This window comes from Haemophilus sp. THUN1692 (genome assembly GCF_059704395.1).
Window position 1 is genome coordinate 1,190,866 of sequence record NZ_AP046579.1, and the last position, 21,469, is coordinate 1,212,334.

The 21,469-nt window shown below is 38.6% G+C and carries 21 protein-coding genes and 2 pseudogenes; 15 read left to right on the top strand and 8 right to left on the bottom strand.

Annotation, left to right across the window (positions count from 1 at the left end; genetic code table 11):
* Positions 1-71 precede the first annotated feature (71 nt).
* The 4 genes from rpsP to rplS are packed head-to-tail and all read left to right on the top strand — an operon-like array spanning position 72 to position 2,057.
* Entirely contained in the window at positions 72-320 is a 249-nt protein-coding gene (gene rpsP, locus AC6H0A_RS05870) for a 30S ribosomal protein S16 (RefSeq protein ID WP_005626429.1), read from the top strand.
* A gap of 44 nt (positions 321-364) precedes the next feature.
* The gene (rimM, locus tag AC6H0A_RS05875; RefSeq protein WP_179230783.1) at positions 365-892 is read left to right on the top strand and encodes a ribosome maturation factor RimM; all 528 of its coding nucleotides are present in this window, start codon (positions 365-367) and stop codon (positions 890-892) included.
* Positions 893-929: 37 nt separating this feature from the next.
* On the top strand, positions 930-1,670 hold the full coding sequence (gene trmD, locus AC6H0A_RS05880) for a tRNA (guanosine(37)-N1)-methyltransferase TrmD (protein ID WP_179230782.1): 741 nt from the start codon (positions 930-932) through the stop codon (positions 1,668-1,670).
* A 36-nt stretch (positions 1,671-1,706) separates the two neighbouring features.
* Positions 1,707-2,057: a 50S ribosomal protein L19 gene (gene rplS, locus AC6H0A_RS05885; RefSeq protein ID WP_005626422.1), complete on the top strand. Its 351-nt coding sequence runs from the start codon at positions 1,707-1,709 to the stop codon at positions 2,055-2,057.
* A 50-nt stretch (positions 2,058-2,107) separates the two neighbouring features.
* Here the strand turns inward: rplS and AC6H0A_RS05890 are convergent, their stop codons facing one another.
* On the bottom strand, positions 2,108-2,845 hold the full coding sequence (locus AC6H0A_RS05890) for an epoxyqueuosine reductase QueH (protein ID WP_497512564.1): 738 nt from the start codon (positions 2,843-2,845) through the stop codon (positions 2,108-2,110).
* A gap of 50 nt (positions 2,846-2,895) precedes the next feature.
* A complete protein-coding gene (gene ispB, locus AC6H0A_RS05895) occupies positions 2,896-3,885 on the bottom strand; it encodes an octaprenyl diphosphate synthase (RefSeq protein ID WP_005639681.1) in 990 nt (329 codons plus the stop codon).
* Positions 3,886-4,098: 213 nt separating this feature from the next.
* On the opposite strand from ispB, the gene rplU reads away from it, so the two are divergent.
* The 4 genes from rplU (at position 4,099) to cgtA (ending at position 6,889) form a co-directional block, all read left to right on the top strand.
* Positions 4,099-4,410: a 50S ribosomal protein L21 gene (gene rplU / locus AC6H0A_RS05900; protein ID WP_005626416.1), complete on the top strand. Its 312-nt coding sequence runs from the start codon at positions 4,099-4,101 to the stop codon at positions 4,408-4,410.
* Between the two features lie 20 nt (positions 4,411-4,430).
* A complete protein-coding gene (rpmA, locus tag AC6H0A_RS05905) occupies positions 4,431-4,688 on the top strand; it encodes a 50S ribosomal protein L27 (RefSeq protein ID WP_005626413.1) in 258 nt (85 codons plus the stop codon).
* An 80-nt stretch (positions 4,689-4,768) separates the two neighbouring features.
* Positions 4,769-5,689, top strand: coding sequence for a DMT family transporter (locus AC6H0A_RS05910; RefSeq protein WP_005639684.1), 921 nt, complete (start codon positions 4,769-4,771; stop codon positions 5,687-5,689).
* A 27-nt stretch (positions 5,690-5,716) separates the two neighbouring features.
* Positions 5,717-6,889 (top strand): Obg family GTPase CgtA, encoded by a 1,173-nt coding sequence (gene cgtA, locus AC6H0A_RS05915; RefSeq protein WP_179230781.1) that lies wholly within the window; start codon positions 5,717-5,719, stop codon positions 6,887-6,889.
* A 72-nt stretch (positions 6,890-6,961) separates the two neighbouring features.
* On the opposite strand, the gene ndk is transcribed toward cgtA, so the two are convergent.
* The 4 genes from ndk to glnA form a co-directional block, all read right to left on the bottom strand.
* The gene (gene ndk / locus AC6H0A_RS05920) at positions 6,962-7,384 is read right to left on the bottom strand and encodes a nucleoside-diphosphate kinase (RefSeq protein WP_005639690.1); all 423 of its coding nucleotides are present in this window, start codon (positions 7,382-7,384) and stop codon (positions 6,962-6,964) included.
* A gap of 9 nt (positions 7,385-7,393) precedes the next feature.
* Positions 7,394-8,698 carry an aminopeptidase PepB gene (pepB, locus tag AC6H0A_RS05925; RefSeq protein ID WP_005639693.1) on the bottom strand — a complete coding sequence of 435 codons (1,305 nt, stop codon included), beginning with the start codon at positions 8,696-8,698 and terminating at the stop codon, positions 7,394-7,396.
* A 62-nt stretch (positions 8,699-8,760) separates the two neighbouring features.
* Positions 8,761-9,807, bottom strand: coding sequence for a dTDP-glucose 4,6-dehydratase (gene rfbB, locus AC6H0A_RS05930; RefSeq protein WP_005639697.1), 1,047 nt, complete (start codon positions 9,805-9,807; stop codon positions 8,761-8,763).
* Between the two features lie 87 nt (positions 9,808-9,894).
* Positions 9,895-11,307 carry a type I glutamate--ammonia ligase gene (gene glnA / locus AC6H0A_RS05935; protein WP_005639699.1) on the bottom strand — a complete coding sequence of 471 codons (1,413 nt, stop codon included), beginning with the start codon at positions 11,305-11,307 and terminating at the stop codon, positions 9,895-9,897.
* Between the two features lie 169 nt (positions 11,308-11,476).
* Here glnA and AC6H0A_RS05940 point away from each other — a divergent pair.
* Positions 11,477-12,391 (top strand): annotated as a pseudogene (locus tag AC6H0A_RS05940) (alpha-2,3-sialyltransferase).
* Between the two features lie 125 nt (positions 12,392-12,516).
* Complete coding sequence (typA, locus tag AC6H0A_RS05945) at positions 12,517-14,367, top strand: translational GTPase TypA (RefSeq protein WP_005639707.1); 1,851 nt, start codon at positions 12,517-12,519, stop codon at positions 14,365-14,367.
* An 86-nt stretch (positions 14,368-14,453) separates the two neighbouring features.
* Here the strand turns inward: typA and pdxH are convergent, their stop codons facing one another.
* A complete protein-coding gene (gene pdxH / locus AC6H0A_RS05950; protein WP_044232027.1) occupies positions 14,454-15,086 on the bottom strand; it encodes a pyridoxamine 5'-phosphate oxidase in 633 nt (210 codons plus the stop codon).
* 190 nt (positions 15,087-15,276) lie between these two features.
* Here pdxH and AC6H0A_RS05955 point away from each other — a divergent pair, with 190 nt between their 5' ends.
* The 3 genes and pseudogenes from AC6H0A_RS05955 to AC6H0A_RS05965 all read left to right on the top strand — a co-directional run bounded on the left by AC6H0A_RS05955 (position 15,277) and on the right by AC6H0A_RS05965 (position 17,473).
* Positions 15,277-15,984 (top strand): 7-cyano-7-deazaguanine/7-aminomethyl-7-deazaguanine transporter, encoded by a 708-nt coding sequence (locus tag AC6H0A_RS05955; RefSeq protein WP_005639715.1) that lies wholly within the window; start codon positions 15,277-15,279, stop codon positions 15,982-15,984.
* Positions 15,985-16,199: 215 nt separating this feature from the next.
* Positions 16,200-17,242: pseudogene (locus AC6H0A_RS05960) on the top strand (YeeE/YedE thiosulfate transporter family protein).
* Positions 17,243-17,251: 9 nt separating this feature from the next.
* On the top strand, positions 17,252-17,473 hold the full coding sequence (locus tag AC6H0A_RS05965) for a sulfurtransferase TusA family protein (protein ID WP_005631077.1): 222 nt from the start codon (positions 17,252-17,254) through the stop codon (positions 17,471-17,473).
* Positions 17,474-17,536: 63 nt separating this feature from the next.
* Here AC6H0A_RS05965 and nanQ read toward each other — a convergent pair whose 3' ends face one another.
* Positions 17,537-18,004: an N-acetylneuraminate anomerase gene (nanQ, locus tag AC6H0A_RS05970; protein ID WP_005642652.1), complete on the bottom strand. Its 468-nt coding sequence runs from the start codon at positions 18,002-18,004 to the stop codon at positions 17,537-17,539.
* Between the two features lie 242 nt (positions 18,005-18,246).
* On the opposite strand from nanQ, the gene pnp reads away from it, so the two are divergent.
* Positions 18,247-20,376 (top strand): polyribonucleotide nucleotidyltransferase, encoded by a 2,130-nt coding sequence (gene pnp, locus AC6H0A_RS05975; RefSeq protein ID WP_005642653.1) that lies wholly within the window; start codon positions 18,247-18,249, stop codon positions 20,374-20,376.
* Between the two features lie 81 nt (positions 20,377-20,457).
* On the top strand, positions 20,458-21,402 hold the full coding sequence (nlpI, locus tag AC6H0A_RS05980; protein ID WP_005642656.1) for a lipoprotein NlpI: 945 nt from the start codon (positions 20,458-20,460) through the stop codon (positions 21,400-21,402).
* Positions 21,403-21,469: the final 67 nt, after the last annotated feature.

Here is a 21,469-nt window from a genome sequence, read left to right on the forward strand (position 1 = left end):
TAAGCTATATTCTTAAATCGCTTTCGAGTTTAGGAATATTCTTTTAGTAATTAAACATTTAGAGGAAGGTTATGGTAACCATTCGTTTATCTCGTGGCGGAGCTAAAAAACGCCCATTTTATCAAATCGTAGTAGCTGACAGCCGTTCACCACGTGACGGTCGTTTCATTGAGCGTGTAGGTTTCTTTAACCCAATCGCACAAGGTAACGCAGAACGTGTTCGTATCGACCTAGACCGTGTTAACCACTGGGTTGGTCAAGGTGCATCACTTTCTGATCGTGTTGCGAGCTTGGTAAAAGAAGCACAAAAAGCAGCATAATTTTGCTTTTTAATTTAGTTCTTAAACTAAGATAGGTGAGAAATATGGAACAACAACGTATTGAAGTTGTGGGCAAATTAGGCTCAACCTACGGTATTCGTGGGTGGTTACGTATTTATTCATCAACAGAACAAGCTGAAAGCATTTTTGAATATCAACCTTGGTTTTTAAAAATCAAAGGTGAGTGGCAGCCAACAGAATTAGAAAATTGGCGTCATCATAATCACGAAATCATCGTAAAATTAAAAGGCGTTGATGGTCGTGAAGCCGCACAAATTTTAGCAAATGTTGAAATTGGTGTGGATTTATCTGTTTTCCCAGAACTGGAAGAAGGCGATTATTACTGGCACGATTTAATTGGTTGCTCAGTCGTAAACCTAGAAGGTTATACAATGGGAACGGTGACAGAGATGATGGAAACGGGTTCTAATGATGTGTTAGTGGTTAAAGCCAATACGAAAGATGCTTTTGGAAAACAAGAGCGGTTAATTCCGTTCTTGTATGAACAAGTAGTTAAAAGAGTCGATCTCACCACGAAAACTATTGAAGTGGATTGGGACGCTGGTTTCTAATCTCAAGTATGCACAAACGTAATGTAGTAGGCTTTTTATGTGGATAGGGGTGATTTCATTATTCCCCGAAATGTTTAAAGCTATTACGGAATTTGGGGTTACAGGAAGAGCCGTAAAACATAATCTTCTGCAAGTGGAATATTGGAATCCAAGAGATTTTACATTCGACAAGCATAAAACCGTGGATGACCGTCCTTATGGTGGTGGTCCAGGAATGCTGATGATGGTGCAACCTTTACGGGATGCGATTCATGCTGCGAAAGCAGCGGCAGGAGAAGGCTCAAAGGTGATTTACCTTTCACCACAAGGACGTAAACTCGATCAAGGCGGTGTAACCGAACTTGCTCAAAATCAGAAATTGATTTTGATATGTGGACGTTATGAAGGTATTGATGAGCGATTGATTCAAACTGAAATTGATGAAGAATGGTCAATCGGCGATTACGTTCTGACCGGTGGGGAATTGCCGGCAATGACATTAATTGATGCTGTTGCGCGTTTTATTCCTGGTGTATTAGGTAAACAAGCCTCTGCAGAAGAAGATTCTTTTGCAGGTGGTTTATTAGATTGCCCGCATTACACCAGACCGGAAGTGTTAGAAGGATTAACTGTACCACCTGTGCTGATGTCTGGACATCACGAAGAAATTCGAAAATGGCGATTAAAACAATCGCTACAAAGAACGTGGCTCCGACGCCCTGAGCTCTTAGAAGGCCTAGCTCTGACTGACGAACAACGTAAACTGTTAAAAGAGGCGCAAGCCGAGCATAACAGTTAGTTTCAGTTACATCTAGGATCAATAAAGGATCAAACAATGTCTAACATTATCAAACAACTTGAACAAGAACAATTAAAACAAAACGTACCTAGCTTCCGCCCAGGTGATACTTTAGAAGTTAAAGTATGGGTAGTTGAAGGTAGCAAACGTCGTTTGCAAGCATTCGAAGGCGTAGTTATTGCAATTCGTAACCGTGGCTTGCACTCAGCATTTACTTTACGTAAAGTATCTAACGGCGTAGGCGTTGAGCGTGTATTCCAAACTCACTCTCCAGCTGTAGATTCTATCGCAGTTAAACGTAAAGGTGCAGTACGTAAAGCTAAACTTTACTACTTACGTGAACGTTCAGGTAAATCTGCTCGTATTAAAGAGCGTTTGGGCGAATAATTTCGCAAAGAAAAGGCTTGGAATTCCAAGCCTTTTTTGCATTCATCATATTAATCAGCACTATAACACAATTTTCCGATTTCAATTTTTTGACGACCAGTCTCTTCTCGCCATTTATTACTATCACGTAAAGAATATACACAACCGCAATATTCCTGTTGATAAAACCGCTCACGCTTACTAATTTCAATCATACGTTGCGAGCCACCTTCTTTTCGCCAGTTATAATCCCAATAAATAACATCATCATATTTTTCCGCAGCACGATGCCCACAGCCATTGATTTGATTCATATCCTTCCAGCGAGAAATACCAAGACAACTAGTAAATACAGGGAAACCATGTTCATGAGCATATTCAGCAGCTTTTTCAAAACGCATATCAAAACACATAGTGCAACGAATTCCCCTCTCTGGCTCCCATTCCATTCCTTTTGCACGATCAAACCAATTTTGACGATCGTAATCTGCATCAATAAATGGAATGCCAAATTTTTGGGCAAAACGAATATTTTCTTCTTTACGAATTAAATATTCTTTGAGTGGATGAATGTTTGGATTGTAAAAATAAATCGTAAATTCAATACCAGATGCAAGGATTGCTTCCATCACTTCACCCGAGCAAGGTGCACAGCATGAATGTAAAAGGAGTTTATTATGTCCATCTGGCAACTCAAGTTTTTCACGAATAAAAGGTGCATTCGGATCTTTGCGTACCTTTTGTTTACGAGTTTTGCCTTGAAAATTAACTGCACTTTGCTCGGGTTTAGATTGAAGTTCTGTATTCATAAAGTTTAATTAAAATTAATGGGTATCAAGTATATAAGCTAAATTAAGGACTAATAATTTCTATCCACAGACAAATAAGCCAAAGAAATCAACGCCTTCTTATAATCACTCTCTGGCAACATTGCAATTGCGTCTACTGCTTTTTGAGCTTCTTCTTTTGCGCGATTCATCGCATAATCTAAAGACTTATGCTCAGCCATAATAGCTAATACTTCATCAATAGCTTCACGTTTACCGCCTTGCTCAATCGCTTCACGAATTAAAGCTGCCTGTTGAGCATTACCATGACGCATAGCGTGTAGCAGAGGAAGAGTTGGTTTTCCTTCAGCTAAATCATCGCCTACATTTTTACCTAGAACTTGCGCATTTGCACTATAATCCAATACATCATCCACGAGCTGAAATGCAGTTCCAAGATAACGCCCATAATCTTGTAAAGCCTTTTCCTGAACTTCTGTTCCACCCGCGACAATTGCCGCAGCCTGCCCCGCCACTTCAAACAAACGAGCAGTTTTACTATAAATTACACGCATATAATTAGCTTCGCTTGTTTCAGGATCATTAACATTCATTAGTTGCTGAACTTCACCTTCCGCTAAAACGTTAGTCGCATCGGCCATAATTCCCAAAATCTTCAATGACTCTAATTGTGCAACTAATTGAAATGCACGGGTATAAATAAAGTCTCCTACAAGTACACTGGCAGCATTCCCAAATTCTGAATTCGCCGTAGCGCGCCCACGACGCATATCGGACTCATCCACCACATCATCATGTAGTAAAGAGGCAGTATGAATAAATTCAACAAAAGTAGCACAAGTAATTGAATTAGCCCCTTCAAACCCTAAAGATCGAGCTGCAAGAACTGCGATCAATGGACGGATCCGCTTACCACCGCCTTGAACAATATAAAAACCTAACTGTCCTATTAATGGAACATCTGAATTAAGCTGAGCAAGAATATTTTGATTAACTTTTTGCATGTCGGGATCTGCAAGTTTCTGGATCTCGTCTATGCTCATAAGATCTTGTTTCTTCATTTTTTCATCAATTATTAGTCAAAAGTGCGGTGCATTTTACCCGAATTTTCAGACTTTCTGAAATCAATCCGCAAATGAAGGGAATTTTTTTATTTTATTGTAAATAAATTCTTGCCATAGGTAGGATTTTTCCGTAGAATTTGCGACCTATTTATATGAATTTTTAAGTGTGGACTGCTAAAGAGCAGGGAAACACAATTAAGCGGAGTATTTATGTACGCAGTTTTCCAAAGTGGCGGTAAACAACACCGTGTGAGCGAAGGTCAAGTTGTTCGTTTAGAAAAACTTGAACTTGCAACTGGCGCAACAGTTGAGTTCGATTCTGTGTTGATGGTCGTTAATGGTGAAGATGTTAAAATCGGTGCACCAGTAGTTGCTGGCGCAAAAGTAGTGGCTGAAGTAGTTGCACAAGGTCGTGGCGAGAAAGTTAAAATCGTTAAATTCCGTCGTCGCAAACACAGCCGTAAACAACAAGGTCATCGTCAGTGGTTCACAGAAGTGAAAATCACTGGGATTCAAGCATAATTTCAGAGGAGATCAAGTAGATGGCAACTAAAAAAGCTGGTGGTTCAACTCGTAACGGTCGCGATTCTGAAGCTAAACGCCTTGGTGTTAAACGTTTCGGTGGCGAGTCTGTATTAGCAGGTAGCATCATTGTTCGTCAACGTGGTACTAAGTTCCACGCGGGTAGCAACGTAGGTATGGGTAAAGACCACACCTTATTCGCAACTGCAGATGGTAAAGTTAAATTTGAAGTAAAAGGCGAGAAAAGCCGTAAATACGTAAGTATTGTTACTGAATAATTTAAAATCTATTCGATTGAAACGCCCTACAATTTTGTGGGGCGTTTTGTCTCTTTTAATTTCACATAAGCGAGCAAGCAATGAAACAACAACCTTTATTAGGCTTTACTTTTGCGCTTATTACCGCTATGGCTTGGGGATCATTACCTATCGCCCTAAAACAAGTTTTATCTGTAATGAATGCGCAAACTATCGTATGGTATCGTTTTATTGTAGCCGCAATCTCATTATTAGCTCTACTTGCTTATAAAAAGAAATTACCTGAACCAATGAAAGTCGGTCAATATGCTTGGCTTGCTCTTATTGGAGTAATTGGTCTTACCGGCAATTTTCTATTATTTAGTAGTTCGCTGAATTATATTGAACCTTCAGTTGCACAAATTTTTATTCATTTATCCTCTTTTGGAATGCTCATCTGTGGTGTACTGATCTTCAAAGAAAAATTGGGGCTGCACCAAAAGATTGGACTTTTCTTATTGTTAATTGGTCTAGGTTTATTTTTTAATGATCGTTTTGATGTATTTACCGGACTCAATCAGTATTCAACAGGTGTCATCTTAAGCGTAGCAGGATCCCTTATTTGGGTCGCTTATGGAATGGCGCAAAAATTAATGTTGCATAAGTTTAATTCACAACAAATCTTGCTAATGATGTATTTAGGTTGTGCCATAGCCTTTATGCCGATGGCTGAATTCTCGCAAGTACAAAAACTCACACCGTTAGCTCTGATTTGTTTTATTTACTGCTGTTTAAATACCTTAATCGGATACGGCTCTTATGCGGAAGCACTTAATCGTTGGGATGTATCAAAAGTCAGTGTTGTTATCACACTTGTACCTCTCTTCACGATCCTATTTTCTCATATTGCGCATTATGTTAGCCCAGCAGATTTTGCGGCACCAGAATTGAATAATATTAGCTATATTGGCGCATTTGTTGTAGTGTGCGGGGCAATTTTATCTGCGATTGGACATAAATTATTACCGCATAAAAATCATTAAAGTGCGGTTTATTTTGGAGAAGTTTTAATGAAATTTATTGATGAATCCCTTATTCGAATTGAGGCTGGGGATGGTGGCAACGGTTGCGTAAGTTTCCGTCGAGAAAAATTTATTCCAAAAGGCGGCCCTGATGGTGGCGATGGTGGCGATGGTGGCGATGTATATTTACAAGCCGATGAAAACCTCAATACCTTAATCGATTACCGTTTTAATAAACGCTTTGCCGCAGAGCGCGGAGAGAATGGACGGAGTTCAGATTGTACAGGACGTCGCGGTAAAGATATTATTTTACCTGTTCCCGTAGGAACTCGCGCTATTGATAACGACACCAAAGAAACCTTGGGAGATTTAACCCAACACGGTCAAAAAATGTTGGTAGCCAAAGGTGGTTATCACGGTTTAGGGAATACCCGTTTCAAATCATCGGTAAACCGTGCACCGCGTCAAAAAACAATGGGAACACCGGGCGAAAAACGAGATTTATTATTGGAATTAATGCTACTTGCTGATGTGGGAATGCTCGGTTTACCTAATGCGGGTAAATCCACTTTTATTCGTGCCGTTTCAGCAGCCAAACCAAAAGTTGCAGATTATCCGTTTACTACCTTAGTACCAAGTCTCGGTGTTGTGAAAGTGGACGACTCACATAGTTTCGTAGTCGCTGATATTCCAGGATTAATTGAGGGCGCAGCAGATGGTGCTGGGCTAGGAATTCGCTTTTTAAAACATCTAGAACGTTGTAGAGTGCTTATTCATTTAGTCGATATTGCTCCAATTGATGGCTCTAATCCGGCAGATAATGTCGCTATTATTGAATCTGAACTTTTCCAATACAGTGAAAAATTATCAGAAAAACCACGTTGGTTAGTATTCAATAAAATTGATACGATGAGCGATGAAGAAGCTGAAGAGCGGGCTCGAGAAATTACTGAACAATTGGGTTGGGAAGAAGATTATTACCTTATTTCAGCTGCAACTGGGAAAAATGTTCCACCACTTTGTCGTGATATTATGGACTTTATCATAGCGAATCCACGAGAAGCTGAAACACAACAAATTGCACCTGAAGAAGTAAGATTCAAATGGGAAGATTATCATCAAGAACAACTAGCTGAGCATCAATTTGATGATGACGAAGATTGGGATGATGATTGGACCGAAGAAGATGATGAAGGAATTGAGTTCATCTATAAACCTTAAGAAGGTCTAATTTTGTAAGCATTTAAAATGCAAAAGCACCTAAACTGTTGTTTAGGTGCTTTTTACTATCAATCAACGCTCAAAAATTTCAGAATCAGTAAAGAAATAAGCAATTTCACGATTTGCACTTTCCACACTATCCGAACCATGAACCGAGTTCTCACGCTGACTTAATGCAAAATCTTTACGAATTGTACCTTCTGCTGCAGTTTCTGGATTCGTTGTACCAATCAAAGTGCGGTAATCTTTCACTGCATTTTCTTTTTCAAGAACAGAAACCACTATCGGTGAAGACATCATATAATCAACTAAAGGAGCAAAAAATTCTTTGCCTTGATGTTCTGCATAAAAGCCTTCAGCCTGCTCACGCGTTAAGCGTACCATTTTAGAGGCTATGATTTTAAAGCTATTTTGCTCAAAACGAGCTAAGATCGCTCCAATTAGATTACGCTTGACCGCATCAGGTTTAATAATCGAAAAAGTTCTTTCTGTCATCATATCTCCTTACTTCAATGATTTTGATAACATTAAATTTGCTAAAGTTTGCACACCAATCCCAGTTGCCCCAACAGCCCATAAATCACTACCAGATTTACGATAAGTTGCGGAACAATCAATATGCAACCAATTTTGTTGATAATTTTTTACAAAATATGATAAAAATGCAGTTGCAGTACTTGCCCCCGCCCCAACAGGAACCGAACCAATATTAGCAATATCTGCAAAAGATGAATTAATTTGTGAGCGATGAAAATCTTCAAATGGTAAACGCCAGAAAGGTTCATTTTCTGCTTGTGCTGATTGGAAAAGATTTTTCACAAGTTCATTATCCATAGATAATACAGAATGATAGTCGTTTCCTACAGCCACTTTTGCTGCGCCAGTTAAAGTCGCACAATCAATAATAAAACCTGGATTTTGATTGTCCGCTTCAATCAATCCATCAGCCAACACCAAACGACCTTCAGCGTCAGTATTCAGCACTTCTGCTGTCACACCATTTTTATAAGTAATAATATCCCCAAGTTTAAAGGCATTATTACTTACCAAATTTTCTGCGCAACATAAATACAGTTTAACGCGTTCATTTAATCCACGAGCAATAGCGAAACCTAAAGCTCCTGTTAATAATGCCGCCCCGCCCATATCGGTTCGCATTGTACTCATACCATCACTTGGTTTAATGCTGTAGCCGCCACTGTCAAAAGTAATCCCCTTACCGACTAAACAAGCTAACACTGGCGCATTCGGAGCTTGCGTTGGATTGAAATCAAGTTGCAACATAGCGGGCAAATTAGCAGAGCCTTTACCCACAGTCCAAATTCCATGATAACCTTGTTGCTCAAGTTCCTCACCAGAAATAATCTTAAAACTTACTGCACTTTTTTCATTATAAATATCAGCTTGATTTAAGATAAATTCACCCGCACGCTCCGCTAATTTCACAGGCGTTAAACTTTGTGCTGGTTCATTAATAATTCCACGTACAAAATCACTACATTCAATACGCGCCAATAATTCATCTTGTAAATCATGATCCAGATGAGGAAACTCAATCCCGTAATCTTGTTTTGCGGTATAAAAACCTTGATAAAACGCCCAACAAAATTCCAAATCCCATTCTTCACCGACCAACTCCACTTCTTTAATCCCTTGCCCACGCAATTTACGAGCAGCTTGTTGAACTAAAGTGCGGTCAGTTTTTTCATTATTTTTTAAATGAATCGTAGCTTTATTAGAGTCAAAGCTCAAAATAGCATTTTTTCCCCAAGCGTCAGAGGCTTGGTTTATTGATAATGTAATTTCCATTTTTATTTCTCGAATACAAGCCCATAGCGGAATAAAACTATACCAGTTTTATTTTTAAATAGTTAATTATTTAAAACTCTTTGACACCATTCTTGATGGTTCAGATACCAAATTACAGTTTTTCTTAATCCAGATTCAAAAGTCTCTTTAGGCACCCAGCCTAACTCATCATTGATTTTACTTGTATCAAGCGCATAACGAAAATCATGACCAGGTCTATCGTTGACATAGCAAATCAAATCTTCATATTTATCAATATGTTTTGGTTTATTAGGTAAAAATTCTTCCACCAAAGAGCAAATGGAACGTACTACATCAATATTGGACTTTTCATTATTTCCCCCAATATTATACGTTTCCCCAATATTTCCTTTCGTCAAAACGCTATATAATGCAGTAATATGATCTTCAACAAATAACCAATCTCTAATTTGTAAACCATCGCCATAAATAGGCAGTGTTTTTTCCTCTATCGCATTTAAAATCATCAATGGAATTAATTTTTCAGGGTACTGATACGGACCATAATTATTTGAACTATGTATAATGATTGTCGGTAACCCATATGTTCTATACCAAGCCTGCACAAGATGATCGCTTGCCGCTTTTGAAGCAGAATAAGGGCTACTAGGTTTATAAGCTGATGTTTCAGTAAATAAACCTTTGTTGCTTTTTAAATCGCCATAAACTTCATCGGTGGAAATATGTAAGAATCGGAAGCTAGATTTTTTTTGATTATCTAAACGATGCCAGTAGTCTAGAGTAGATTCAAGTAGGCTGTAAGTGCCTACAATGTTAGTTTGTATAAACTCCGAAGAAGCGTTTATAGAACGATCAACGTGGCTTTCAGCGGCAAGATGGATAACGAAATCAGGTTGATATTGTGAAAAAATATAAGACAACGCTTTAGTATCACAAATATCTGCTTGTACAAAAGCATAACGTGGATGGTTTTCTACGGTTTGAAGTGAAGCTAAATTTCCTGCATAAGTCAGCTTATCAACATTGACGATCTTATTATGTGTCTTTTCAAAAAGATAACGAACAAGCGCGGAACCAATAAAACCCGCTCCACCAGTAACTAGAATTGTTCTATTTGTATTCGACATTTTTACCCAAGTCTCGTTATAAATAATTTCAAACGAAAAGTGCGGTAAATTTTACCGCACTTTTAAAAATGATTTCATCAATTATGATTACGCATAATACATTTCAAACTCAACTGGATGTGGTGCCATATTTAAACGCTCCACTTCTTTACGTTTGATGCTGATAAACGCATCAATAAAATCTTTAGCAAATACACCACCTTGAGTTAAGAATTCATAGTCTTTTTCTAATGAATTCAACGCATCTTCTAGCGAGCTTGCTACTGCTGGAATACCTTTTAATTCTTCTGGTGGAAGATCATAAAGATTTTTATCCATTGCATCACCTGGGTGGATTTTGTTTACTACACCATCAAGACCTGCCATTAATAATGCAGCAAATGCAAGGTATGGGTTTGCTAAGGGATCTGGGAAACGCGCTTCTACGCGAATCGCTTTCGGATTGGTTACAGCAGGGATACGAATTGAGGCAGAACGGTTACTTGCAGAATAAGCTAACAATACTGGTGCTTCATAACCCGGCACTAAACGTTTGTATGAATTCGTACTTGGATTAGTAAATGCATTTAATGCTTTAGCGTGCTTAATGATACCGCCGATGTAGTAAAGTGCGGTTTCTGAAAGACCTGCATATTTATCGCCTTGGAAAATATTTTTCCCGTCTTTACTTAACGACATATTACAGTGCATACCCGAACCATTATCGCCAGTAATTGGTTTTGGCATAAAACACGCTGTTTTACCATGTTCTAATGCAACGTTTTGCACCACATATTTATAGATTTGAGTTTCATCGGCTTTTAAAGTTAGCGTATTAAATTTAGTCGCAATTTCGTTTTGTCCCGCAGTAGCCACTTCATGATGATGGGCTTCGATGACTAATCCCATTTCTTCTAAAATCAAGCACATTTCAGAACGAATATCGTGCGCACTATCAATTGGTGCAACGGCACAATATCCGCCTTTTTTCAATGGGCGATAGGCGTTATTACCTTCTTCATATTTTTTATTCGTGTTCCAAGCAGCTTCTATATCATCAATAGAAAAAGACGCTTTGTTCATTGATACATTAAAACGCACATCATCAAATAAGAAGAATTCCAGCTCTGGGCCGAAAAAAGCTTGATCCGCAATACCTGTTGAACGCATATAATTTTCTGCACGAATTGCAATAGAGCGAGGATCGCGATCATAGTTTTTCATTGTCGTTGGTTCATAAACACTACAACGAATAGAAAGCGTTGGAATTTGCGCGAATGGATCAACAACCGCCGTTTCAGCTATTGGCATAAGCAACATATCGGCTTTATTAATAGTCTTCCATCCTTCTACAGAGGAACCATCAAACATCTTGCCATCTTCAAACATATCTTCATCAACAAGACTAACTGGGATAGAAACACCATGTTCTTTACCTTTAATGTCAGTAAAACGAAGCAATACAAACCTAATATCATTCTCTTCGATCAATTTAAAAACGGAAGCAATGGCATTTGACATAGTAGATCCTCTTTCTATATAAAAAATTAAGTAAGCATTATAATCTAATCAAATCTGACTTTCATTAGATTTGTTGTGGCGTTATAATAAAAAGCACAGAAAGCCTGTATAATGGCTGCTATTTTTTAGTACTAAAATAGGTTATATTTTATTCAATGAACGGTACAATATGTCCAATCAATCAATCAATCAATCAAAGTCTGTCATTATTGCAGGTAATGGAACTAGTTTAAAATCAATTAACTATAGTTTATTACCTAAAGATTATGATGTTTTCCGTTGCAATCAATTTTATTTTGAAGATCATTATTTTCTTGGCAAGAAAATAAAAAAGGTATTTTTTAATTGTTCTGTAATTTTTGAACAATACTATACATTTATGCAATTAATTAAAAATAATGAATATGAATATGCTGATATTATTTTATCATCTTTTCTAAATTTAGGGGATTCAGAATTAAAGAAAATCCAGCGTTTAGAAAAATTACTACCACAAATCGATCTTGGTCATAGCTATTAAAAAAAACTACAATCTTTTAATGCTCATTTACAATATCACGAACTATATGAGAATAAGAGGATTACATCAGGCGTCTATATGTGTGCAGTGGCAACTGCAATGGGTTATAAAGATCTTTATTTAACAGGCATTGATTTTTATCAAGAAAAAGGGAATCCTTACGCATTTCATCACCAAAAAGAAAATATTATTAAATTGTTACCTTCCTTTTCACAAAGTAAGAGTCAAAGCAATATCCATTCTATGGAATATGATTTGAGTGCACTTCATTTTTTACAAAAACGTTATGGTATAAATATTTACTGTATTTCGCCAGAAAGTCCTCTATGTAATTACTTTCCTTTATCACCACTGAATAACCCAATTACTTTTCTTCCCGAAGAAAAGAAAAATTACACACAAGATATTTTAATTCCGCCGGAGTCAGTGTATAAAAACATTGATATATATTTCAAACCAAGAATTTACCAAAATCTGATTTTTCGGTTGATCTGGGATATATTACGTTTACCTAATGATATAAAACACGCTTTTAAAGCAAAGAAAATGAGACTACGTAAATAAATCTGAGGTATAATGTCCCGTTTTCTTCAACATAAGACAACAACCTATATTAGGTGCTGTAAATTGCACCTTTTCTATAAAATCATATACCGTGCAAAATTGCACCCTACTCGAAGCATTAGATAATGAAAAACGAAATTGATATTAAAAAACTCCGTAACATCGCAATCATTGCGCATGTTGACCATGGTAAAACCACTCTAGTAGATAAACTTCTTCAACAATCTGGTACTTTTGAATCTGCACGTGGTGATGTAGATGAACGAGTTATGGACTCAAACGATCTTGAAAAAGAACGTGGCATTACAATTCTTGCAAAAAATACCGCGATTAACTGGAATGATTACCGCATTAATATCGTAGATACACCAGGGCACGCAGACTTCGGTGGCGAAGTTGAACGTGTGCTTTCTATGGTAGATTCTGTTCTATTGGTTGTTGATGCGTTTGATGGCCCGATGCCACAAACGCGTTTCGTGACTCAAAAAGCGTTCTCTCATGGTTTAAAACCTATCGTCGTAATTAATAAAGTTGACCGCCCTGGTGCGCGCCCAGACTGGGTTGTAGATCAAGTATTTGACTTATTCGTAAATCTTGGTGCAACAGATGAACAGTTAGACTTCCCTATTATCTATGCGTCAGCGCTAAATGGTGTTGCAGGCCTTGAGCACGAAGAATTAGCAGAAGATATGACTCCGTTATTTGAAGCTATTGTGAAACATGTAGAACCGCCAAAAGTAGAACTTGATGCGCCATTCCAAATGCAAATTTCACAATTAGACTACAACAACTATGTAGGTGTTATCGGCATTGGTCGTATTAAGCGTGGTTCGATTAAACCAAACCAACCAGTTACCATCATCAATAGTGAAGGAAAAACTCGTCAAGGTCGTATCGGTCAAGTACTTGGTCATCTTGGTTTACAACGTTATGAAGAAGATGTTGCTTACGCAGGCGATATCGTGGCGATCACTGGTTTAGGTGAATTAAATATTTCTGATACGATTTGTGATATCAACGCAGTTGAAGCGCTTCCATCATTAACTGTTGATGAACCAACAGTCACCATGTTCTTCTGTGTAAACACCTCTCCGTTTGCAGGGCAAGAAGGAAAATATGTCACATCTCGTCAAATTCTTGAACGTTTAAATAAAGAATTGGTTCACAACGTGGCATTACGCGTAGAAGAAACCCCAAACCCAGATGAATTCCGTGTTTCTGGTCGTGGCGAATTACACCTTTCTGTATTAATTGAAAATATGCGTCGCGAAGGTTATGAACTTGCCGTTTCTCGCCCTAAAGTAATCTATCGTGATATTGACGGTAAAAAACAAGAGCCATACGAACAAGTAACTATCGATGTGGAAGAACAACATCAAGGTTCTGTAATGGAAGCATTGGGTATCCGTAAAGGCGAAGTTCGAGATATGTTGCCAGATGGAAAAGGCCGTGTGCGCTTAGAATACATTATTCCTAGTCGCGGATTAATTGGCTTCCGTGGTGACTTTATGACCATGACTTCTGGTACAGGCTTACTTTACTCAAGCTTTAGCCACTACGATGAAATCAAAGGTGGAGATATCGGTCAACGTAAAAATGGTGTGTTGATTTCTAATGCAACAGGTAAAGCACTGGGTTATGCATTATTTGGCTTACAAGAACGTGGTAAGTTAATGATTGATGCAAACGTAGAAGTTTATGAAGGTCAAATTATCGGTATTCATAGCCGTTCAAATGACTTAACCGTGAACTGCTTACAAGGTAAAAAACTAACCAATATGCGTGCGTCAGGTAAAGACGATGCGATTGTGCTGACGACACCTGTAAAATTCAGTCTTGAACAAGCGATTGAATTTATCGATGACGATGAGTTAGTGGAAGTAACACCTGAATCGATCCGTATCCGTAAAAAACTCTTAACGGAAAACGATCGTAAACGTGCAAACCGTACAACGACAAGTACTAGCACGCATTAATAAACAACGCTAGCACGAAAATTTGTAAAAAATTAACCGCACTTTTGGAATATAACTAAAGTGCGGTTATTTTTATGCTCAATTTATTAAGGAGAAAGTCTTTCTCTAATCCAATTATCACTTTCTTTGCGATAACGAATGCGATCATGTAAACGGCTTGGGCGACCTTGCCAAAATTCCACGGTTTCTGGCACGACTAAATAGCCCCCCCAATAATCTGGTCGAGGCACATTTAACGGATGTTTAGCAGCAACTAATGCGGCTTTTGCTAACAAAGATTTATAATTAGAAATCACCGCGCTTTGCTCACTTGCCCAAGCCCCTATACGACTGGTGTAAGGTCGGGTAGCAAAATATTTATCGGATTGTTCCGCTGGGATTTTCACCGTCTTACCTTCAATTCGCACTTGGCGCTCCAATTCTGGCCAAAAGAAAGTCAGCGCGACATAAGGATTACGCTCAATACAGCTACCTTTTCGGCTAAGATAATTCGTAAAAAAGACAAAACCTTGCTCATTAACTTCTTTTAGCAAAACCATACGGCTATTTGGGCGACCTTGTTCATCAACAGTCGCAATATTCATTGCAGTTGGCTCATTAACTTGAGCATGAATAGCCTCTTTCTGCCACTGTTCAAATTGCAAGATTGGATTTTCATAGCAATCATTTTGTGAAAGCACTCGTTTAGTATATTCATTGCGAATATCATGCAATTCCATTTTATCTCCTTTCAAATTTGATGAAAAACGCAAATAGAATAAAGATTGTAAAATCATTCGTCAATTTTCATAAAATAAAACTCAAATGACATCGAATCTTGCAATTCTTTGAAATATGCGTATTATCTAGCCCCCTATATTCAACCTCGGGTTCCCTAACCCCGATTTATTTAAACTAAAAAGGTACAACATGAAATTAAACTCTCCGATCTTTAATGATCAACAAAAACATCGTGCAATCATCTGGCTCAGCTTTTTCCACATATTCATCATTGCTGCGAGCAATTACTTTGTACAAATCCCTTTTGAAATTACGCTGAAATTAACCGCACTTGGTGTAGCAAACGATTTTTCCTTCCACAGCACTTGGGGAACGCTCACATTCCCATTTATCTTTTTAGCTACCGATTTAACGGTGCGTATTTTCGGTGCAGAAGATGCGAGAAAAATCATCTTCGTAGTGATGTTTCCTGCACTTATTGTAAGTTACGTCATATCTGTTTTATTCTCTGAAAGCAAATTCCAAGGTTTCGAATCATTAACGCATTTCGATCTGTTTGTATTCCGTATTGCTATTGCGAGCTTTGCCGCTTACGTTGTAGGACAATTACTGGATGTGATCGTATTTAACCGCTTACGCCAGTTAAAAACATGGTGGGTGGCGCCAACTAGCTCAATGACATTTGGCTCAATGGCAGATACGTTTGTTTTCTTCAGTGTCGCCTTCTATCAAAGTGCAGATCCGTTCATGGCTGAACACTGGGCACAACTCGGCTTTGTAGATTATCTATTTAAATTATTTATAGGAATTATCTTGTTCGTCCCAGCCTATGGCGTAGTATTAAATGTCATTTTACGAAAACTACAAATGCTCGTAGCAGAACGCGTTCCTACATAAACCAAATTTCTGGCGCATATAAAACAATTAACCCCGCTCTTTTGAGTGGGGTTAATTATTACGTTGCTAAAGCAGTGTGGTAAAAAAGTATAAATTTATAACCGCACTTTTTTATATCAAAAAAATATATTTTCTAGCTAAAAGTTATTGGCGCTACCTTCTTATTTTTTTTAGAAAATACCGACCTACTTAGTTCTAAAAGAGAGGGAATATTTATGCTTTTAACCGGATTACTTTGCGGAATTTTACTCGGATTTGTGATGCAGCGTGGGCGCTTTTGTATTACTGGCGCATTTCGCGATATGTATGTCACCAAAAACAAAAAAATGTTTGTAGCCCTTTTATTGGCGATTACCGTGCAATCCATTGGTTTCTTCCTCTTAAAAGAAATCGGTATATTAAATGTCGATCCAGCTGAAATTTTGCCTTTTTAGCCGTGATTATCGGTGCCTTTGTATTTGGGATCGGCATTGTTCTTTCTGGCGGTTGTGCAACAGGTACATGGTACCGTGCTGCAGAAGGCTTAGTCGGCAGTTGGGTCGCATTATTCACTTATATGTTATTAAGCTCCATCATGCGCACCGGTCCATTAGGCGAATTCAATAAAACCTTACGCAGTATCAATATTGAACAACGCAATATTTACGACACATTCGGTATTTCACCTTGGTGGTTAGTGGCGCTATTAACTTTTGTGACAGCTTTCTATGTGTACAAACATCTCAGCAAACCAAGCGTAAAAGTCGCAGCATTAAAACCGAAGAAAACGGGACTTGCTCATTTATTATTTGAAAAATGCTGGCACCCATTTTTCTCTGCCGTATTAATCGGATTAATCGCACTTGCCGCTTGGCCACTTAGTGTCGCTACGGGTCGTGAGTTTGGACTTGGGATCACTGGTCCCTCAGCCAATATCATGCAATTCCTCGTTACTGGCGACGGTAAATTTATTAACTGGGGCGTATTCTTAGTCTTAGGGATTTTTATTGGATCATTCATCGGCGCAAAAGCAAGCAATGAATTTCGTGTCCGTGTACCAGATGCCACCACGATTCTACGCAGCGGACTCGGCGGTATTCTCATGGGCATTGGCGCAACCCTTGCGGGTGGCTGTTCTATCGGTAACGGTTTAGTCGAAACGGCCTTTTTCTCTTGGCAAGACTGGGTATCATTGCCATTGATGATTCTCGGCACTTGGGTGGCAGCCTACTTCACCATTATCCGTCCACAACGTTTAAAATTAGCAAAAGCATCATAAGGAGTTTATATGATCGTTAAATTACCAACACTCGGCCTTGTTTGCCCCTTTCCTCTCGTTGAAGCCAAGGAAGCAATGGCTAAGTTAAATAAAGGCGATGGCCTAGAAATTGAATTCGACTGCACACAAGCCACTGAAGCCATTCCCGCTTGGGCTGCTGAAGAAGGTTATGAAGTAACAAACTTCGAACAAATTGATGATGCAAAATGGTCAATTACGGTGATTAAATAATAAAAAGTGAACTGCCCCCAAAAAGTTGGACATGTTTTGGGGGCAGTTCACTTTTTTCGAAAGCTAAATTAATTTAACAGGTACTTTTACGACTAATTTTTTAATTTTTTCTGTTTTTCCATTTACTACACAGCAAGGCTTATGCGGTTCGTAAGGATAAAATACAGCGAACATTTTTGGTTTCATTGTGACGGTGAATTTATCATCAATATCTGCACAAAGTTGATAATCATCCGCTTCGTTATAAGATTTATATTTAGACAAATCAGGATAATTAGCGCCAACTTCTATATTTTCCGTTCCGCGGATTAACACCTGAACATCTAAGTATTCATGATGTAACTCTGCTTTTTTGCTGCTTGGTTCTGCCGTTTCTGGCTCCATTACGTTCATATAAATTTGATCGTTAATATCATGGCGACCATTTTCTAACGCATTCAAATCTAACGTATTCAAATAATCACATACTTCAGCAATCACTTTTGGTAAACCAACTTTAAAATTTGGGCTGGTTAAGCTGCTAATAATCATAGAATTTTCCTTATAGTGGATAAAAGTTATCCTATGATAACAAGTCGGTTAAATGAAATAAAGTTATCAATCACACAAAAACCCCTGTATAATGCTTAAGCTTTATTTTCTACATTAGCGTGCGGCTATCAAAAGCAATTTTACTCACTCGAAGTGCGGTTATTTTTACAAAAGATTTCTTTTGCTAGTCGCAATCTGGAAAATAAAGCTTTGTTTTAAATATTATTTTGAAGGAAAACATTGTGAATCCAATTGTTAAACAATTTAAATACGGTCAACATACCGTTACTCTAGAAACTGGCGCGATTGCACGTCAAGCAACTGCTGCGGTTATGGCAAGCATGGACGATACCACGGTATTCGTGACTGTTGTTGCTAAAAAAGATGTGAAAGAAGGTCAAGACTTCTTCCCATTAACCGTAAACTACCAAGAGCGTACTTATGCGGCGGGTAAAATCCCTGGTGGTTTCTTTAAACGTGAAGGTCGTCCATCTGAAGGCGAAACTTTAATTGCACGTTTAATCGACCGTCCAATTCGCCCATTATTCCCAGAAGGTTTCTTCAACGAAATCCAAGTTGTGGCAACTGTGGTTTCTGTAAACCCACAAATCAGCCCTGACTTAGTGGCAATGATCGGTGCTTCTGCAGCATTAACCTTATCTGGCGTGCCTTTCAATGGCCCTATCGGTGCAGCACGTGTTGGTTTTATTGACAACCAATTCGTATTAAACCCAACTATGGCTGAACAAAAACAAAGCCGTTTAGACTTAGTGGTTGCAGGTACTGACAAAGCCGTATTAATGGTTGAATCAGAAGCAGACATTTTAACTGAAGAACAAATGTTAGCGGCTGTCGTATTCGGTCATCAACAACAACAAGTTGTGGTTGAAGCGATCAAAGAATTTGCGAAAGAAGCAGGCAAACCACGTTGGGATTGGGTTGCGCCACAACCAAACACAGATTTAATCAACAAAGTAAAAGCGATTGCAGAAGCGAGTTTAGGCGATGCATACCGCATTACTGAAAAACAAGCACGTTACGAACAGATCGATGCAATTAAAGCGGATGTGATTGCACAAATCACAGCTGAAGATGAAGAGATCAGCGAAGGTAAAATTGTGGATATTTTCACCGCACTTGAAAGCCAAATCGTTCGTGGCCGTATCATTGCAGGTGAACCACGTATTGATGGTCGTACCGTTGATACCGTTCGTGCATTAGATATTTGCACTGGTGTATTACCACGTACTCACGGTTCTGCAATTTTCACCCGTGGTGAAACGCAAGCATTAGCTGTTGCAACGTTAGGTACTGAACGTGATGCACAAATCATCGATGAATTAACAGGTGAACGTCAAGATCACTTCTTATTCCACTACAACTTCCCTCCATACTCTGTAGGTGAAACCGGTATGATCGGCTCGCCAAAACGCCGTGAAATCGGTCACGGTCGTTTAGCAAAACGTGGTGTAGCGGCGGTTATGCCTAGCCTTGCAGAATTCCCGTATGTCGTACGTGTAGTATCTGAAATTACTGAATCTAATGGTTCTTCTTCTATGGCGTCTGTATGTGGTGCATCTTTAGCATTAATGGATGCGGGCGTTCCAATTAAAGCTGCTGTTGCAGGTATTGCAATGGGCTTAGTGAAAGAAGAAGAAAAATTTGTGGTGCTTTCAGATATCTTAGGTGATGAAGACCACTTAGGTGATATGGACTTTAAAGTGGCGGGCACACGTGAAGGTGTCACAGCACTTCAAATGGATATCAAAATTGAAGGTATCACCCCTGAAATTATGCAAATTGCATTAAACCAAGCGAAAAGTGCACGTATGCACATTCTTGGTGTCATGGAACAGGCAATCTCAGCTCCACGTGCGGATATTTCAGATTACGCGCCGCGCATCTACACAATGAAAATTGATCCTAAGAAAATCAAAGATGTCATTGGTAAAGGTGGCGCAACAATTCGTTCATTAACTGAAGAAACTGGTACATCGATTGATATTGATGATGATGGTACAGTGAAAATTGCCGCAGTAGATAGCAATGCAGCGAAAAACGTAATGGGACGTATTGAAGAAATCGTTGCTGAAGTTGAAGCGGGCGCAATTTACAAAGGTAAAGTGACTCGTCTTGCTGACTTCGGTGCATTCGTCGCTATCGTTGGAAATAAAGAAGGTTTAGTTCATATTTCTCAAATCGCAGAAGAACGCGTAGAAAAAGTGAGTGATTATCTTCAAGTTGGTCAAGAAGTGACGGTTAAAGTGGTTGAAATCGATCGTCAAGGTCGTATCCGCTTAACCATGAAAGATCTTGCACCAAAACAAGAAACTGAAATTAACCAAGAAGATTCTGTAGAAGAACAGGAATAATCTTGGAATATAGAATCAAAACTTGGTAGCAACCGCTGCCAAGTTTTGTTGTTTTCCAACTTTTAGGCATAAAGAAAGCAAATGCGGTGTTTTCGCTTATCTCGCCATTTTATAGTCTATTTATTTAGCTTATGTGCGATCTTACTCCTTGCAGGCTGTGTTCAGTCTAGGGGCGGTTTTGTGTCTAAAAATCATGTCGTGTTGGCTGAACAAAACCCGAATACTCACTTTGAACAAGAAGTGATGATCGTGCGATTAAGCCAAGTACTACTCGTTGGAAAAATGAGTAATGAAGAACGAGCATCGCTACATTTTGAACGTGGCGTACTCTATGATTCCCTTGGATTATGGGGACTTGCTCGTTACGATTTTACTCAAGCCCTTGCATTACAGCCTAAAATGGCATCAGTGTACAATTACTTAGGGCTTTATTTATTGCTTGAAGAAGATTACGACGGCGCATTGGAAGCATTCAATACGGTGTTTGAATTAGATTCAAGTTATAACTATACCCACCTTAATCGTGGTTTAAATTTTTATTATGTAGGGCGCTACCATCTTGCTCAGCAAGATTTCTTACAGTTCTACCAAGCCGATACAAAAGATCCCTATCGTGTCTTATGGCTATATTTGAACGAACAAAAATTAAAACCACAAGAAGCCCAAACAAACCTTGTTGAACGAGCAAAAGGGCTATCAGAGGACTTCTGGGGTACACACATCGTTCAATATTACTTAGGACACATCTCTGTAGAAGAATTGCAACAACGTGCGAGTGAATTTGCTGAAAATTCACAACAATATGCTGGAATTCTCACAGAAACCTATTTTTATCTAGCAAAACAAAAACTCAATGTAGGGCTAGTAGATGAAGCGGCAGCTTTATTTAAACTAGCTATGGCAAATCAGGTTTATAACTTTGTTGAGTATCGTTTTGCCGCGTTTGAACTCATGAAACTAAAACCAGTTCAAACAGAAGACGAAAAAGAAGAGAAAAGTGCGGTAACAAAATCGGTTGTTTTCTAAAAATCAATCAAAAACTCACCGCTCTTTGCAGTAGCACGAATAGAAAAATTCATTCGCTCTACTCAAC